Below are 18,500 nucleotides of genomic sequence, written 5' to 3' on the forward strand. Positions count from 1 at the left end.
AGCTAAATGCTCATACGTTTGAAGGCAAATTCAGGGATACTACGAATCACCATCATGATAATGCTCCAGATAGTTTTAACGTAAACCACATCCTTATTTTGCCTCACTGCCTGAAACACTTTCGTGGCCACTTCTTCTGGCTTCGCGGTAAGCTTTTTCGGTAAGTCTAATCCTTCTGTCATTTGAGTTTCGACAAACCCGGGCAGCACAGTAATGACCTGTACCCCTTTTTTTGACAAACGGTTTCTTAGCCCGGATAGGAATGCGGTAAATCCGGCTTTGGCGGAACCATAGACATAGTTGGTTGCACGACCTCTTTCTCCGGCAACAGAACTGATGCCGATAAGTGCGCCTTTGCCTTGCTGCTCAAAGCGGTTGGCAAAAACACTCAAAATACTAGCTGGGCCTTCGAAATTGCTTCTCATGACCATGGCAGCATCTTCGGTGCTGCGCTCACTTTGCGATTGTTCACCCATATACCCCACGGCAGAAATGACAATGCCTGGGGCTGGAGAAAGCGATGTCGCCCAATCCTCATGACTAGCTGTGTCCAGCGCATCGAACTCTACTAAGTCCACATTAACCTCATGACGTAATGAGATATCGCACTTTTCTCTATCTAATGAAGAGGCATTTCTTGCTGCCAGATAAATTGGGTGCCCAGAAGAGGCAAATCGATGGGCAATGGCGAGGCCAATATCTGAGCGGCCACCTAAGATAAGAACCGGTTGCTTACTCATAAACTTAGCCTCTCAGATTGTTCGGAACAGAAAACAGTGTCAGCACTGAGTGTTTTGCGCTGCGCAACAAAATCGGTGACGCGGGTATCACTCTCTTTGAGGGTAGAACTTGGAAGACGGGCATCTTTGGCGAGATAGAAACGTCCGCCGTGCTCCACCGTGATGTCATCGAGTTCGCTAATCAAGTCGAGGTTGCGTTCGTCTGCTGGAAAGTCGAGAGCGAGGGTATAGCCTTCCATAGGAAAGGAAAACAGACTTTCTTGTTTGCCAAACCGTTTGAGCACTGCTAAAAATGAACCGCAACCGGAATCAGATATACGGGTTAGAAGTGCAGTCATGCCCGCTTTCGCTTTATCCAAAGGGATGACGCATTGGAACTGGGCAAATCCACGCTTTCCATAAATGCGATTCCACTCGAGAATGGCATCTAATGGGTAGAAATAGCTTTCCCAATCAACCAGTACTTCAGCAGTCTTTCGCTTCCCGGCCTCGAAATACAGGGAGTTGAAGGCGCCAACAGAGGCTTTATTGAGTGTCCATCCCGGGAGATCAAAAGGTACCCGAATCTGCCGTTTGCTAGTAAAAGCAAATGGGTTGTCGCCATGCTTCTCCTGAAGTTCGCTGATCCTGGCATGCTCTCCGAGCATAACGACTGAGCGACCAAGAGCCTCTCCTTTGGCGAGGCAATCAATCCAGGCAACAGAGTATTTCACATCGAGATTGGTCTCGAAGGCGTCGATGGCCTTTTCCAAATTTTCAGCTACCAAGGTTTTCTGCTTTATCCAACCCGTTTCAACTGGGGCCAGCCTGATTGCCGCGCGGAGTATGACGCCCGTCAAACCCATGCCTCCAATTGTTGCGCGGAACAGTTGTTTGTTTCGTGTTGGAGAGCAACGTTTTGTTTCGCCAGTAGCCAGCATAATCTCTATCCAATCAACGTAATTGGCCATGCTGCCGTCTTTATGGTGGTTTTTTCCGTGCACATCGGCAGCAAGCATACCGCCCAAAGTGACAAACTTGGTGCCGGGCGTGACGGCTGGGAACCAACCACGCGGAAGAAAGGTTTCGATAATGTCATTTAACAGAACACCGGATTCGGCGATTAACTGACCTTTTTTGTCATCGAACTTGAGCATTCTGTTGAAATGCCGCATTTGGATGGTATTGCTTTTAGAAATAGCGCTATCGCCATAAGCGCGGCCATTACCTCTGGCAATGGCATCGCCTTTTTGGATGGCGTCGGCAATTTGCTGTTCCGTGCGTGGAGCCGTTGATGATGCTTCAATGACGGGGAAGCGTCCCCACCCACTTAACTTCATGTCGTCAGTTCTCCTTTCGATGAAGGTTGAACGGCGTTAAATACCAACTCTTTGTCGAGGCGGTATTTCATGACATATCCTACTGAGAGCCCAATAATTGCGCCGATTTCGCGCATGTTATCGGTTTGCCAGTAAAGCCAGAATGCGGCCTCACTACCCCAAAATACGCAGGTTGTAATAACGCCCGTTAGGGTATAGCGAGAAAACTGACTACTGTTCGCTATAATTCCCTTGGCTTGGTCAAAGAAAATCCATTTTTTATCAAGAATATATTTGCAGATTAGTCCTGTTATTGTCCCTGCGCCAATCGCGAGAATGAGCGCAATACCTGACTGTTCGAAAAACAGGATCAGTCGCTGGGTGGCGAGATTCACCAAGGTCGCGACCATTGCAAAAACGGCGTAGCGACTGGCCAACATCACTTTGCTCATATTGCTGCTCCAAGAAAGGCAAATGCAGCAATAAGCAGAAAACAGAGCCTGCTCATCTGATCCTTCACAGCATATACGATGGGATCGTCATGCATTTTCCCCCGAGATGTCACCCATACCATTCGTGAAACCCAATAAAGCAACACGAGGCAGATGCCCCAGAGAGCTGCCGGAAAATTGTAAAGATCTGCCACCGATGGTGAATTGACGTAGAGTGCCATCACTAGCACTGACACATAGCCAGATGAAATGGCAATTTGGGAAACTAGTGACAAGTCAGATACTCGATATCCTCGTCCTTTTGCTTCAAGTAACCCTCGCTCCGCGCTATCGACCAACTCCGCCTGACGTTTTACCGTAGCGAGGGAGAGGAAGAAGAAAGTTGAGAACGCGAGAAGCCAGACCGAGAGCTCAATACCTGTTGCTGCACTGCCAGCGACAAGTCGGATTGAATAAAGACCAGCCAGCAAACAAATGTCCACAATGGGCTTTTGTTTTAGGAGGAACGAGTAGAGTGATGTCGTTAAGAAGTATCCAATCAAAACTGCGAGAAAAAGAGGCGACAGTGTAAGAGACATCAAAAAACTGGCAATCAGTAACCCTGACACCATCCATGTTCCGTGGGCAATTGGGATTTCTCCAGAGGCAAAAGGGCGCTTACATTTGCGGGGGTGTGCCCTGTCGGAAGCTAAGTCCACCAGATCATTGAGTACATAAACCCCGGACGCTAAAAGGCTAAATGTGATAAACGCTAGAAGAGATGCTGTCAGCGTGACTGCGTCAAACTGGTGGGCGAGCAGCATAGGAAGAAAGATTAGGACATTCTTTAGCCATTGGTGCGGTCTAAGCGCTCTTAAATAGGACGATATTTTGGAGGATGAGGGAGAGAGATGCTCAGCATTTTGGTCGATGGATTGGGCTTTTCTTTTAAGAGACTCAGAAGCATTGACTGTGATTGTGTGAGAAGCACTTTGCCAAACAGGGATGTCCGCTTCTGCATCACCAACATAAACATAACCAGAATCTTTGTAATTCTCAGTGAGGAATCTGGCTTTTTCTTCACCCTTAAGATTGGTGACACCATTGGAGCCATAGGTTTCGTCAAAGATATCGAGGTGTTCTGCTATTTTTCGAGCGACCGTTTCATCACTGGCTGTTACTAAGGCAGTGCGACCGCCTTTGGTTCGCCACTCTTTGACGTAGCCAATGACATCTTCGTTGTAGGGGAGGGTCTTGGAATCGATATCGGAGTGTGAGACCAAACAGCGTTTGAGGGCGGCTTTTCCTTGCATGAGTGCTTGAACCGCGAGAAAAGCATTCCGCCAATTCTTTCCGACAGCATTCCAGAATGTTTCGTAGAGAATGTCTGAGCGTAAGAGTGTGCCATCTAAATCGACGACGAGTGTAGGCTTCGGAATTAAGCTCTTTTTCTGAAACTGCATAGAGCTGCCCCCAATTTGATAGTCAAACACAAGACTTCGGCAAAGAAAGTCCATGACGCTTAACAATCAATTTAGCTCATGACTTGGGGTTTATCTATGTTTAAATTGTTGAATATAAAGGGTATTTTTTCTTTTTGAGTCTCAGTCTGACTCGCAAAATAAAAAAGCCCGATAAGTACCGAGCTTTATTGAATTTTACCGTTGGGAGGCATCGCACTCCGATTGCAATTCACTGTGTTTACAGTACGCCGCCCCAGTACATCGCGTTCGCTAGAGTGAAAGCGATAGTCGCGCCCATCAGGACGAAAAGTGGAATGTAGTTAGTAATTTTAACGGCGATCTTTTTTGACACAATGTTTACCTCTTTGTGAATCATTGCACAAATTATGCACTTTAATGTGACTTGCATCAATATTAAATGAATGGTGTTTTATTTTTTATTTTAGTCGGTGATTAGTGACTTTCTCTATCTATTCGGAAAGATGGATGGGTTATGCAGGGTTATATTTAGGAAAAGAAAAAAGCCAGCGAATTATTCGCCGGCTTTTCAATATATTATGAGATTTAGTCAATAATGATTTTTGACTGGATGATCATGGCATCAATAACCGCAGAACTGATCTGGTCATTGTTCAATCCTGTTGAATCGACGCCGTATGCAGTGGCTAAATCTGAAACCGAGACATTGTCTAACGCGATTGTTTGATCGACACCGGCACCTGATGAAGCAACATTGATGACCGCGTCACCACTCGCATTATCAAATACTGACAGATAGTCTCCGATATTTTCTTCACTTTCTCCCTGAAGTAGATCAGCCAGACTTAAAGTGTCCAGAGTGGTATCAAAATCGGCTATCTGATCCTGAGCGGGAGTTGCGCCAGTTCCCTGATCGCCAGCATTAAAGGCGAAAATGTCACTGTCGTCTCCACCGAATAAGATATCGTCTCCTTGGCCACCAGTAAGAATGTCATCACCCATTCCGCCATCAAGTATGTCATTCCCTGCACCACCGCTGAGCACATCGTCTCCAGCGAGACCAAGCATGATGTCTTCGTCGCCCAAGCCCGACAGCAAATCGCTTTCACTACCTCCAAGTGCCGTCGTTTGGCTCAGATCAACCAAATCACTCAAACCCGTTGTCACGTCAGTGGCGTAATATGACGCAATACTGCTTCCAGACTCGCCAATCACAATCTGGATGTCAGAGGTAATGCCATCATTGGCAGTGAAGGTGATGGTGTCTTGAAGCGTCTGTCCGTCTGGGATGTTCGCGAGAAGCGTTGGATCCAAAGTATATGTCCAGGTACCGTTCGCTAGCTGAGCGGAGCCATACTGACCTTGTTCGGTAGTGTCTGGGAAAATACCTGTTTTTGTCCCAGATGAATCTACCAGAACTAGTGTGCCGGAAACTGTTGGCGGTGTTCTTTGTTCTGCGGTGTCGTTGATGGCGTCTCCCAGCGTTACTGTGGCAACGTCGCTTTCATTACCCAAAGAGTTAATCGCTTTATAGGTAAACGAAGCATCAGTAGTATCGACTGATACTGCTGAGACACTAGCGACGGTAAGGTTGGTGTTTCGGTTGGCAGTGATATACATACGTAGCTCGTCAAAACTGCCCGCATCACTCACATTTATGGTTGTTGTGCCGGTATTGTTTGAGGCTTCATAAATGTTTTCAAAAGAAAACTCGTTAACGACTTGGCCATCTTTAAGTGCGATAAAGTTCACTACCCCATTTGCGGGTCGGGTATTGGAGAAATTCGCATAGGCACTGTTCACGAGAATATCTACGCTAGTGACACTTGAATTACCTGTGAAATCAAAAATTAGTACTTCGTTGCCAGAGGAACTTAATTCGCGATCACTGCCTACCCCAATGCCATCTTCACCGGTAGCAAATTCCCAGATGACTGGTGCGTCAGTAATCGTACTGCCTAAGTCTGGTTTAGTGCCTGAAAAGGTTCCCCCGGTTACAGTCATACCATCAGTAACAATCGTAGATTGCGTAGAGCTCGTTATGTCCGCTGAAGAGAATGTTTTCGATACTTTATCGGGCTCAAAAACAAAATCAGTGTTATCTGGCAGTGTATCTCCAACAGCTACAGCGACTTGGTTTCCACCCGTGTCGAGGTAGTAAAGTGTGCCGTTATCCGGCAGTGAAGTGATGTTGATTGATGTTATCAGTGAGTCTCCACTATTGGCATCATCAACCAAATCAGACGTATAGTCGGCCAAAGAAAACGAAACGCTGCCATTGGAGGTATCTTCCTCAAAGCCAGGGGAAGCGGCGTCAGGTGTAAGGTTGACGATGACACTACCTGTATTTTTGCCATGGAGATAAGGCTCAACATCTATTACCGAAGTTTCAACAATGCCAGGTACTGAAGGCTGTTCTTCAAAACCACCGCCGGAGGTGCTGTCGACAGAGACGGTAAACACATCAGAATCTGACGTTTCAATATTTTGGTCATCCAGGGTATCGACGGTGAAGTTAACGGAAGTGGTGTGCGCCGCGATCACCACATCACGGGTAACAGGTGTCACATCGCCATCTTCTGATGTCTTATGACCCACAACAACCGTGACAGTAAAGTCCGCTGTCGGTGCTTCCGACAGGGTGAGGGTGTAGCTGGCCGCTTCGCCTTCATTCACTGAGGCATCACCGGTCAATGTCAGGGTTGGTGCATCCGTGGTGGTGCCGTCGTTGATGGTGGTTTCGACGGCAGCCGGTGCGGTGGGTTGCGCCTCAAAGTCACCGCCGGAGGTGCTGTCGACCGAGACAGTAAACACATCGTCATCGGCGGATTCATTCAGGCTGTCATCCAGGGTATCAACGGTGAAGTTAACGGAAGTGGTGTTCGCCGCGATCACCACATCACGGGTCACTGGGGTGACATCGCCATCTTCCGAGGTCTTGTGTCCCACAACAACCGTGACAGTGAAATCAGTGGTCGGTTCTTCACTGAGCGTCAACGTGTAGTTGGCTGACTCGCCCTCATTCACCGACGTATCGCCAGTCAAGGTGAGAGTTGGCGCGTCTGTCGTGGTGCCATCATTGATCGTCGTTTCCACGGCAGCCGGGGCCGCTGGTTGCGCCTCAAAGTTACCGCCAGTTGTGCTGTCAACAGAAACAGTAAACACATCGTCATCGGCGGATTCATTCAGGCTGTCGTCTAAGGTATCAACGGTAAAGTCGACCGAAGTGGTACCAGCAGTAATGACTACATCGCGGGTCACCGGTGTGACATCGCCGTCTTCCGAGGTTTTATGTCCAATGACCACAGTGACCGTAAAGTCCGCGGTTGGAGCTTCGCTGATCGTCAATGTGTAGCTGGCCGATTCACCTTCATTCACTGAGGCATCACCAGTCAGCGTCAGGGTCGGCGCATTCGTGGTGGTGCCGTCATTGATCGTCGTTTCTACGGCAGCCGGCGCCGCTGGTAGCGCCTCAAAGTCACCGCCGGAGGTGCTGTCAACAGAAACAGTAAACACATCATCATCTGCCGACTCATTCAGGCTATCGTTCAGGGTATCAACGGTGAAGTTAACGGAAGTGGTGTTCGCCGCGATCACCACATCACGGGTGACAGGTGTCACATCGCCATCTTCTGACGTTTTATGACCCACAACCACTGTGACGGTAAAGTCTGCTGTGGGAGCTTCCGACAGGGTAAGCGTGTAGCTGGCTGATTCACCCTCATTCACTGACGTATCGCCAGTTAAGTTGAGAGTTGGCGCGTCTGTCGTAGTGCCGTCATTGATGGTGGTTTCAACGGCAGTCGGCGCCGCTGGTTGCGCCTCAAAGTTACCGCCGGAGGTGCTGTTGACCGAGACAGTAAACACATCGTCATCGGCGGATTCATTCAGGCTGTCGTCCAGGGTATCAACGGTGAAGTTGACGGAAGTAGCGTTGGCGGCGATCACCACATCACGGGTGACAGGGGTGACATCGCCATCTTCTGACGTCTTGTGACCCACAACCACGGTGACAGTAAAGTCTGCCGTCGGTGCTTCAGATAGGGTAAGCGTATAGCTGGCAGCTTCGCCTTCGTTGACTGACGTATCGCCAGTTAAGGTGAGAGTTGGCGCATCCGTGGTGGTGCCGTCATTGATGGTGGTTTCCACGGCAGCCGGGGCCGCTGGCTGAGCCTCAAAGTCACCGCCGGAGGTGCTGTTGACCGAGACAGTAAACACATCATCATCTGCCGACTCATTCAGGCTGTCATCCAGGGTATCAACGGTGAAGTTGACCGAGGTAGTGTTCGCCGCGATCACCACATCACGGGTGATAGGGGTGACATCGCCATCTTCTGACGTCTTATGACTCACAACCACGGTGACGGTAAAGTCTGCCGTCGGTGCTTCAGATAGGGTAAGCGTATAGCTGGCAGCTTCGCCTTCGTTGACTGACGTATCGCCAGTTAAGGTGAGGGTTGGCGCGTCTGTCGTGGTGCCGTCATTGATGGTGGTTTCCACGGCAGCCGGAGCCACTGGTTGCGCTTCAAAGTCACCGCCGGAGGTGCTGTTGACCGAGACGGTAAACACATCATCATCTGCCGACTCATTCAGGCCATCGTTCAGGGTATCAACGGTAAAGTCGATCGAAGTAGTGTTGGTGGCGATCACCACATCACGGGTGACAGGTGTCACATCGCCATCTTCTGATGTCTTATGACCCACAACCACGGTGACGGTAAAGTCTGCTGTGGGTGCTTCGCTGAGTGTCAATGTGTAGCTGGCTGAGTTGCCTTCAACGACCGAGGCATCGCCTGTCAATGTCAGTGTCGGTGCGTCTGTGTTTGTACCATCATTGATGGTGGTTTCCACGGCAGCCGGAGCTGCTGGCTGCGCCTCAAAGTCACCGCCGGAGGTGCTGTTGACCGAGACGGTAAACACATCGTCATCGGCGGATTCATTCAGGCTGTCGTTCAGGGTATCAACGGTAAAGTCGACCGAAGTAGTGTTGGCGGCGATCACCACATCACGGGTGACAGGTGTCACATCGCCATCTTCTGATGTCTTATGACCCACAACCACGGTGACGGTAAAGTCTGCTGTGGGTGCTTCTGATAGGGTAAGTGTGTAACTGGCAGCTTCGCCTTCGTTCACTGACGCATCGCCCGTTAATGTCAGGGTAGGTGCATCCGTGGTGGTACCGTCGTTGATGGTGGTTTCCACGGCAGCCGGCGCTGCTGGCTGCGCCTCAAAGTTACCACCAGTTGTGCTGTCAACAGAAACAGTAAACACATCGTCATCGGCGGATTCATTCAGGCTGTCGTTCAGGGTATCAACGGTAAAGTCGACCGAAGTAGTGTTGGCGGCGATCACCACATCACGGGTCACTGGGGTGACATCGCCGTCTTCCGAGGTTTTATGTCCAATGACCACAGTGACCGTAAAGTCCGCGGTTGGAGCTTCGCTGATCGTCAATGTGTAGCTGGCCGATTCACCTTCATTCACTGAGGCATCACCAGTCAGCGTCAGGGTCGGCGCATTCGTGGTGGTGCCGTCATTGATCGTCGTTTCTACGGCAGCCGGCGCCGCTGGTTGCGCCTCAAAGTCACCGCCAGACGTGCTGTCAACCGACACGGTAAACACATCATCATCTGCCGACTCATTCAGGCTATCGTTCAGGGTATCAACGGTGAAGTTAACGGAAGTGGTGTTCGCCGCGATCACCACATCACGGGTGACAGGGGTGACATCGCCATCTTCTGACGTTTTATGACCCACAACCACTGTGACGGTAAAGTCTGCTGTGGGAGCTTCCGACAGGGTAAGCGTGTAGCTGGCTGATTCACCCTCATTCACTGACGTATCGCCAGTTAAGTTGAGAGTTGGCGCATCCGTGATGGTGCCGTCATTGATAGTCGTTTCTACGGCAGCTGGTGCGGCTGGCTGCGCCTCAAAGTCACCGCCGGAGGTGCTGTTGACCGAGACGGTAAACACATCATCATCTGCCGACTCATTCAGGCTGTCGTCCAGGGTATCAACGGTGAAGTTGACGGAAGTAGCGTTGGCGGCGATCACCACATCACGGGTGACAGGGGTGACATCGCCATCTTCCGAGGTCTTGTGACCCACAACCACGGTGACCGTAAAGTCTGCTGTCGGTGCTTCGCTGAGTGTCAATGTGTAGCTGGCTGATTCACCCTCATTCACCGACGTATCGCCAATCAGTGTTAGGGTTGGCGCATCCGTGGTGGTGCCGTCATTGATAGTCGTTTCCACGGCAGCCGGCGCCGCTGGCTGCGCCTCAAAGTCACCGCCGGAGGTGCTGTTGACCGAGACAGTAAACACATCATCATCCGCCGATTCATTCAGGCTGTCATCAAGGGTATCAACGGTGAAGTCGACGGAAGTGGTGTTCGCCGCGATCACCACATCACGGGTGACAGGGGTGACATCGCCATCTTCTGACGTCTTGTGAGCCACAACAACCGTGACAGTAAAGTCTGCCGTCGGTGCTTCCAACAGGGTAAGCGTGTAGCTGGCTGATTCCCCCTCATTCACTGACGTATCGCCAGTTAAGGTGAGAGTTGGCGCGTCTGTGTTTGTACCATCATTGATCGTCGTTTCCACCGCCGCTGGAGCCGATGGCTGGGCCTCAAAGTCACCGCCGGAGGTGCTGTTGACCGAGACGGTAAACACATCATCATCTGCCGACTCATTCAGGCTATCGTTCAGGGTATCAACGGTGAAGTTGACCGAGGTGGTGTTCGCCGCGATCACCACATCACGGGTGACAGGTGTGACATCGCCATCTTCTGACGTCTTGTGACCCACAACCACGGTGACAGTAAAGTCTGCCGTCGGTGCTTCAGATAGGGTAAGCGTATAGCTGGCAGCTTCGCCTTCGTTGACTGACGTATCGCCAGTTAAGGTGAGAGTTGGCGCGTCTGTCGTGGTGCCGTCATTGATGGTGGTTTCCACGGCAGTCGGAGCCACTGGTTGCGCTTCAAAGTTACCACCAGTTGTGCTGTCAACAGAAACAGTAAACACATCGTCATCGGCGGATTCATTCAGGCTGTCGTTCAGGGTATCAACGGTAAAGTCGACCGAAGTAGTGTTGGCGGCGATCACCACATCACGGGTCACTGGGGTGACATCGCCGTCTTCCGAGGTTTTATGTCCAATGACCACAGTGACCGTAAAGTCCGCGGTTGGAGCTTCGCTGATCGTCAATGTGTAGCTGGCCGATTCACCTTCATTCACTGAGGCATCACCAGTCAGCGTCAGGGTCGGCGCATCCGTGGTGGTGCCATCATTGATGGTGGTTTCCACGGCAGCCGGCGCCACTGGTTGCGCTTCAAAGTCACCGCCGGAGGTGCTGTTGACCGAGACAGTAAACACATCGTCATCGGCGGATTCATTCAGGTTGTCGTTCAGGGTATCAACGGTGAAGTTGACCGAGGTAGTGTTCGCCGCGATCACCACATCACGGGTGACAGGGGTGACATCGCCATCTTCCGAGGTCTTGTGTCCCACAACCACGGTGACCGTAAAGTCTGCTGTTGGTGCTTCGCTGAGTGTCAATGTGTAGCTGGCTGACTCGCCCTCATTCACCGACGTATCGCCAATCAGTGTTAGGGTTGGCGCATCCGTGATGGTGCCGTCATTGATAGTCGTTTCTACGGCAGCTGGTGCGGCTGGCTGCGCCTCAAAGTCACCGCCGGAGGTGCTGTTGACCGAGACGGTAAACACATCATCATCTGCCGACTCATTCAGGCTGTCGTCCAGGGTATCAACGGTGAAGTTGACGGAAGTAGCGTTGGCGGCGATCACCACATCACGGGTGACAGGGGTGACATCGCCATCTTCCGAGGTCTTGTGACCCACAACCACGGTGACCGTAAAGTCTGCTGTCGGTGCTTCGCTGAGTGTCAATGTGTAGCTGGCTGATTCACCCTCATTCACCGACGTATCGCCAATCAGTGTTAGGGTTGGCGCATCCGTGGTGGTGCCGTCATTGATAGTCGTTTCCACGGCAGCCGGCGCCGCTGGCTGCGCCTCAAAGTCACCGCCGGAGGTGCTGTTGACCGAGACAGTAAACACATCATCATCGGCGGATTCATTCAGGCTGTCATCAAGGGTATCAACGGTGAAGTTGACGGAAGTGGTGTTCGCTGCGATCACCACATCACGGGTGACAGGGGTGACATCGCCATCTTCTGACGTCTTGTGACCCACAACTACGGTGACGGTAAAGTCTGCTGTTGGAGCTTCCGACAGGGTGAGCGTGTAGCTGGCAGCTTCGCCTTCGTTGACTGACGTATCGCCAGTTAAGGTGAGAGTTGGCGCATCTGTGTTTGTACCATCATTGATGGTGGTTTCCACGGCAGCCGGCGCCACTGGTTGCGCTTCAAAGTCACCGCCGGAGGTGCTGTTGACCGAGACAGTAAACACATCGTCATCGGCGGATTCATTCAGGCTGTCGTTCAGGGTATCAACGGTAAAGTCGATCGAAGTAGTGTTGGCGGCGATCACCACATCACGGGCCACTGGGGTGACATCGCCATCTTCGGTGGTTTTGTGACCCACAACAACCGTGACAGTAAAGTCCGCTGTTGGAGCTTCCGACAGGGTAAGCGTGTAGCTGGCTGATTCCCCCTCATTCACTGACGTATCGCCAGTTAAGGTGAGAGTTGGCACGTCTGTCGTGGTGCCGTCATTGATGGTGGTTTCCACGGCGGCCGGAGTTGTTGGTTGCGCCTCAAAGTCACCGCCGGAGGTGCTATTGACAGAGACGGTGAAGACATCATCATCGGCGGATTCATTCAGGCTGTCATCCAGGGTATCAACGGTGAAGTTGATGGAAGTGGTATTGGCCGCTATCAAGACATTACGTGTGACTGGCTGAATATCGCTATCTTCGGTGGTCCTATGACCAACCGTCACTGTAACAGTGAAGTCGGAGTTAGGTGCTTCAGACAAGGTGAGTGTATAACTGGCCGATTCACCCTCCCTAACTGAAGTATCACCCATTAAAGTCAGTGTTGGTGCATCTTTTGTTGCGCTGTCTTCGATTGTGGTCTCTATGGCTTCAGGTGCATCCGGCTGACCTTCGAATTCGCCTCCTGTTGAGCCAGTTACCGCAACTTGGAAAACGTCAGTATCTTTGCTCTCTTCATATACATCGTTAAGTGTTTCAACGCTGAAGCTGACACTGTTGCTGCCTTCAGGAATAGTGACTGTTTGCAATGAAGTCGTGATATCCCTAGATTCGCTAGAGACATGGGTGATAGTTATCGTAATCTCCATGTCGGAATGAGGAGTTTCTGAAAGTTCGAGCAGATAGGTTGCTGATTCGCCCTCTTCAACACTGTTGTCACCAGATAGAGTCAACATTGGAATATCTTCGCCGACTTTCAGGTCCTCAGTATCTTCATCCAAAATTGTGGTGGTTAAAGTTGCTGATGAATCTACTATTTGTTCGCTATCTGTCGCGACGGATTCGATGATGGAAACCTCAAAGCTGTCGTCATCGTTCTCCTCATCAAACGAATCGTCGAGAATGTCGACAGTAAATGTTGCTTGGGTTTGACCTCTGGGTATTACCAATTGTTGTTGGACAGGTATGATATCGTCTGACTCAGAAGTTTTGTGCTGCACACTTATAGTGATGGTGACATCAGTCTCTGCTGCTTCGGAGAGAGAGATTCTATATATTGCGCTGTCACCTTCCGAGACGGTATCGCTTCCAAGCAATGTAGCCTGCAAGCGGGTAGGAATGGTTGGCGTGTCTGTTTCTTGGCTCTGGATACCGAATAGGGAACTTGCAAGCGTTTGCTGAATCAGCGTTGTTGTTGGTGGTAGAGCTATATCTGTGTCGAATCCTGCTGTTGCCAATACAGAAAGGGAATTCGCCAGAATAACTGCTTGGGGTGCCAAGGAGGAACCAGCTGTTGCTTCACCAGCTTGCGGGTCTACATCCGCAACCAAGAGCGGATCTCGCCCTTCTTCGATCGCAGTGACGATTTCTTCAAAACCCTCTGGTAACACCATCCCTGAAGGCAAAGAATCATCAACAAGCAATACAGAATGAGATGAATTATCAGTCTCTTGATTTTTAGGAATAAAAATAATATCTCCCTGACTTATTTTTACTCCACTTTGTGCATATCCAATCTTACCTTCTTTGGAAATAAATACAGTTTGATTAGCCATCTGACTTAGAGTCTCTTCGGACATCCATGAACCCTCAATTAATGCCAGTTTTTTTAAGAATAATTACATGATTAGAGTAGGGCTTTATTAAAATATTGTGATTAAAAGAATGGTGGTTTTTAAATTATTATTTAAATGTGTTTAATAATTGAGAATACAATGTGGATGAAAATTATGATGTGCGTTTGATCTTTAAGCAACTGGTTGATTAAAAAGTGATTGAAATGCGATGTGTTGAATTTGAGATTTTTAAGGTTTAGAGAGGAGCGTGGCGGGTTTGAATGAAAGAAAAGTTGTCCTTTATAGGGTGATGTTAGGAAGAGAATTAAAGGGTTTAGTAATATATTACTAAACAGAATTGGCTGCATTAAGAGGCTACTTAGTTAAATTGATCACAATGCTCTTATATTCAGATGGCATTTTGGTATGTGCTAGATTAAGGATGACCATAAATATTGAAGCCATAGAAAATAAAAAGGGGCGGAACTCCGCCCTTTTTCTATTCAATTAAGCAAAAGCATCTTGAAGTGGTGGTACAACCTGCTTCTTGCGGCTTAAAACGCCATCCAGCCATACACGGCCATTTTCGGTCTCTTTGCCATATGCTCGCTCAACAACAGAAACGTCGTCTGAAACAACTAGTAGTTCAGAGCCTTCTTTCATGATGTCAGTCAGCAATAACATAACCGTGTGACGCTCGCCTTCTGCTTTCAGAGCAGCAATGTCCGCTTCCAATTCTGCTTTGATCTCATCAAAAACTGACAGATCAACAACTTCCAGCTGGCCGATACCAACAAGGTTACCGTTCATGTTGAAGTCTTTATAATCACGCATAACGAGATCACGAATCGGAGTACCTGCTACGGCAGATTTCACGTTGAACATTTCCAAGCCCATTGCTTGGTAATCTTCAATACCCGCAATCTTCGCCAGATCTTCAACGCAACGAATGTCTGCTGTGGTGCAAGTTGGTGATTTGAAGATAACGGTGTCGCTTAGAATCGCGCACATCATGATGCCTGCGATCTCTTTTGGAATTTCTACGCCGTGGAAGTCGTACATCATTTTGATGACGGTGTTTGAACAACCAACAGGACGGATCCAGCACTCCAGTGGGGTAGATGTAGTCAGATCACCCAGTTTGTGGTGGTCAACAATACCAACAATAGTCGCTTCTGCGATGTCGTCAGGTGCTTGAGTCAGTTCAGAGTGGTCAACGATGTAGACTTCTTCGCCTGCGTAGCTCAGTTTCAGCTCAGGAGCTTCGAAACCAAAGCGCTCCAGAATGAACGCAGTCTCAGGAGAAGGCTCCCCAAGACGTGCCGCTACTGCTGGCTCACCGATTTGGTTTTTCAGGTACGCAAGTGCAATTGCACCGCAGATTGAATCAGAATCAGGGATCTTATGACCCACAACATACATTGGCATATTTGGCTCTCGTCATGCTCACATTTGAATTTTGGCGCATTTTACCAGAGTGACCCTAAATGTACATTCATCCATAGCATGAGGATGTAACAAACGCCCAACATGCGTTGAGCATTAAATTTAAAGCGAAAGGTGATGAAATTTGCAGTGTTCAAAGAGGTAAGATGACACCAACATTGAGCTGAGGAGATAAGCCGCTTGGTAGGAGGGTCTCTTGATGTCTGAAGTACCCCATCTCTAATCCGTATCTCACTTTGATAGGCAGGTTGTAATCAAACACCAGCGCGGCGCCCAGGCTTGGCCCATAAGCTTTGAGATCTTCCCGGTCGCGGCTGTAATAGTTTCTGGTACCGTGATATTCAGCAATACCAGCTTCGAGTTGAACCGAATAAGCTTGGTGTTTTTTTTCTAAGTACTGAACGCCAACGCGGTAGTGTTTGACTGACTCTTTATCAGAGAACCAGTAGGAATCGGCAATCCCGAAGCTGCCATAAACGGCTTCAAAGCCCATCACATCGTTAACGCCAAGTTGGGCACCCAAGCCCCACTGCATTCCGATTTTCAGGTCTGGAGAAAAGTGAATATCCGCGATGGCGAATGAGCTAGTTAAAAGTGTGGCGGCGCAAAGGAGTCGTTTCATGATTGCTCTCTTAAAAAAGGGAGCATCCTTGCTAATTACGTGAGCCTGTCCTTAAGTGGCAAGGCCATGATAGAAAATCATCGTCATAAATCGTAATTAGCAATGGTTATATCGCTGATAAGCAAAGATTATTGGATGGCTTGCTCAAGCTCGTTTTTCAAGAGTTCGTTTAGCCATTGAGTGAGCGGATCATTGCTGTTTCGTTGATGGTAGTGACATTTTAACGAGTACTTCAATTCAATGTCCTTTGAATCAATATCTATTCTACGGAGGGAGGGATAGTCATTGAAAGGAAAAAGATTGCTGGCGGCAAAGAACATATCTGTTTTCTTTAGAACATCGACAATCGCCATGGGGAAAGCCGAGCGGAAGCCCACTTTATAGGGTAGCGACAAAGCTTGTAGCTTTTTGGCTGCCAACGGCAGGTCTTCACTCCAACCCGGTATGAAAAGAGATGCCAGTTCGTATTTGGAAAACTCTTCCGGCGTCGCCATAGAGGATTGAATGGGGTGCTCCCGCCTTACTGCGCAGCATCCTGTGAGCGTAACCAACTCATGTTCACGAATGTGCTTTGGCTTGTTGCTATAACTGTAGGAAATCCCCATTAACAACTGACCGCTTTCGATCTCAGCAAATGTAGAAGGGGACCAGTTAACAACTTCTACCTCCAAAAGCGGTGCCTTTTCCTTCAAGTCCAAAATAAAAGTGCCGGACAAGCTGATCATCACTTGGGGTGCAAAGGCAATGCGGATTTTTTTATTTTGAGTGAGAGGGTCGAAATCTTCTAACTCATTTAAAGAAGACTGAAGGTCGTTTAGCGATGGCGTTATCTTCGCAGCAATTTGCTCGGCTTTTGGGGTTGGTTTTAATCCTTCAGGCACTTTGATAAACAGTTCATCGTTGAAGAAGTGACGGAGTTTTTTGAGATTTTGGCTGACAGCAGGTTGCGTCACGAACAAACGTTCGGCGGCTTTTCTCGTATTTTTTTCCTGAAACAGTACCAGAAAGATGCGGAGCAGATTGAGGTCGATTGTATTGAAAATATCTTTAGACATCGGGAGTTAAGCCATCTCGAAACCAGTAGACATTATGTAGGAACAATGGTGACTTTAAAAAGAAAAAACGCTGCCGGAGCAGCGTTAAAAGGCATTGTTGCGCTATGAGTTTGTTATAAGTCTCTCATTAGTATTTCAAGCTCTTCCGTGGCTTCTTCAATGAGATTTTCCAGTTCCTTGGCATCATCATTTGCAAGAGGTAATTGCCAATGTACTGGTTTGCCATTTGACGTATGTTTACCTACCAGCTTCGTTACTCTGCCGCTGCGTTCGAAACGCAAATGTTCGAACTCTGCAGCATGGCATTGTCTTTTCTCTACAATCTCAACTTCGATCAGGCCAGTAGGATTCACCTGAACGTGAGCGTGTAGTTGCTTGGTATCTTTGAGCAAATAATTTCTGTGTCGAGCCAACATAGACCACCCCTTAGCTGCGTCCCCATTCCGCACTTCAAGTGTAGACAACTGGATGTATATAGATCGCGGAAAAGTGCGTAAAAATGCACAAACATTGATCAAGATATTGATGCGTAAACGGATATTTTTTTCGCGTATTTAATACGGTAATTTTGAAGGAGTTCGAGGAGATTTATGTGTTAAAAAGAAAAACCCGAGCGGGGCTCGGGTTCTACGGAAATCATAATGCTTGGGCAATCTTTTCCAGTGCATTATGGAGTGAAGACATTTCTTCGCCTGAGAGTAGTGAAGACAGAAGCAACTTATTATTTGATTCTGCTTGAGACATCATGTCTGCCATCATTTGTCCTTTTTCTGATAAAGTCAGAATCTTAGAACGGCGATCATGAATGTCGTCACGACGGTCAATGTAACCCTCTAAAACCAGGCCTTGCACAACACGGCTGACTTTTGATTTCTCACTAGCCAGATAAGGTAAACCCATTAGGTCACCTTGACGCAATTCGCCTTTATCTGCCACAGCTGCGATAGCAATTGCCTGTTCAGAACTTAATGTTACTCCTTGTTGTTTCAACCAATCGTGATGGCGCTTGGCTGATTTGAGAGCAACGAGTCGGCATAAAAAACTCAGTTCCGATTGAATATACACGATTATCACTAGTTTATTGGTGTTATAAGTGGCGCGCATATTACATCTGGAATTGAAATAAAGTCTATTCTCTTAGGCGGTTGCGGCATGAGAATATATTGAAGTGAATTTATTTTTTTTGTAAAAATAACATAATGAAAAATAAGAAGTTATAACCAGCCTATAAATCGACTTGTAGCAAATGTGATACTTGTCACTCACACGGCTGGT

The 18,500-nt window shown here is 48.7% G+C and carries 10 protein-coding genes; all 10 read right to left on the reverse strand.

Features of this window, described 5'->3' with window-relative positions; translation table 11 throughout:
* Positions 1-2: 2 nt before the first annotated feature.
* The 10 genes from K6Q96_RS05780 to K6Q96_RS05825 all read right to left on the reverse strand — a co-directional run bounded on the left by K6Q96_RS05780 (position 3) and on the right by K6Q96_RS05825 (position 18,329).
* A complete protein-coding gene (locus K6Q96_RS05780) occupies positions 3-740 on the reverse strand; it encodes an SDR family oxidoreductase (RefSeq protein ID WP_251878550.1) in 738 nt (245 codons plus the stop codon).
* Complete coding sequence (locus K6Q96_RS05785; protein ID WP_251878552.1) at positions 737-2,059, reverse strand: FAD-binding oxidoreductase; 1,323 nt, start codon at positions 2,057-2,059, stop codon at positions 737-739. Before K6Q96_RS05785 ends, K6Q96_RS05780 begins: the two co-directional genes overlap by 4 nt.
* On the reverse strand, positions 2,056-2,490 hold the full coding sequence (locus K6Q96_RS05790) for a GtrA family protein (RefSeq protein ID WP_251878554.1): 435 nt from the start codon (positions 2,488-2,490) through the stop codon (positions 2,056-2,058). Before K6Q96_RS05790 ends, K6Q96_RS05785 begins: the two co-directional genes overlap by 4 nt.
* Complete coding sequence (locus K6Q96_RS05795) at positions 2,487-3,932, reverse strand: UbiA family prenyltransferase (protein ID WP_251878556.1); 1,446 nt, start codon at positions 3,930-3,932, stop codon at positions 2,487-2,489. Before K6Q96_RS05795 ends, K6Q96_RS05790 begins: the two co-directional genes overlap by 4 nt.
* A gap of 564 nt (positions 3,933-4,496) precedes the next feature.
* Complete coding sequence (locus K6Q96_RS05800) at positions 4,497-14,102, reverse strand: immunoglobulin-like domain-containing protein (RefSeq protein WP_251878558.1); 9,606 nt, start codon at positions 14,100-14,102, stop codon at positions 4,497-4,499.
* A 507-nt stretch (positions 14,103-14,609) separates the two neighbouring features.
* Positions 14,610-15,530: a manganese-dependent inorganic pyrophosphatase gene (locus tag K6Q96_RS05805; RefSeq protein ID WP_251878560.1), complete on the reverse strand. Its 921-nt coding sequence runs from the start codon at positions 15,528-15,530 to the stop codon at positions 14,610-14,612.
* A 151-nt stretch (positions 15,531-15,681) separates the two neighbouring features.
* A complete protein-coding gene (locus tag K6Q96_RS05810; RefSeq protein WP_251878562.1) occupies positions 15,682-16,170 on the reverse strand; it encodes a hypothetical protein in 489 nt (162 codons plus the stop codon).
* 128 nt (positions 16,171-16,298) lie between these two features.
* On the reverse strand, positions 16,299-17,225 hold the full coding sequence (locus K6Q96_RS05815; RefSeq protein ID WP_251878564.1) for a LysR family transcriptional regulator: 927 nt from the start codon (positions 17,223-17,225) through the stop codon (positions 16,299-16,301).
* A gap of 113 nt (positions 17,226-17,338) precedes the next feature.
* Entirely contained in the window at positions 17,339-17,641 is a 303-nt protein-coding gene (locus K6Q96_RS05820; protein ID WP_062662354.1) for a hypothetical protein, read from the reverse strand.
* 220 nt (positions 17,642-17,861) lie between these two features.
* Positions 17,862-18,329 carry a MarR family transcriptional regulator gene (locus tag K6Q96_RS05825; protein WP_251878566.1) on the reverse strand — a complete coding sequence of 156 codons (468 nt, stop codon included), beginning with the start codon at positions 18,327-18,329 and terminating at the stop codon, positions 17,862-17,864.
* Between the last annotated feature and the right edge of the window lie 171 nt (positions 18,330-18,500).

Source organism: Grimontia kaedaensis, assembly GCF_023746615.1.
GTDB lineage: Bacteria > Pseudomonadota > Gammaproteobacteria > Enterobacterales > Vibrionaceae > Enterovibrio > Enterovibrio kaedaensis.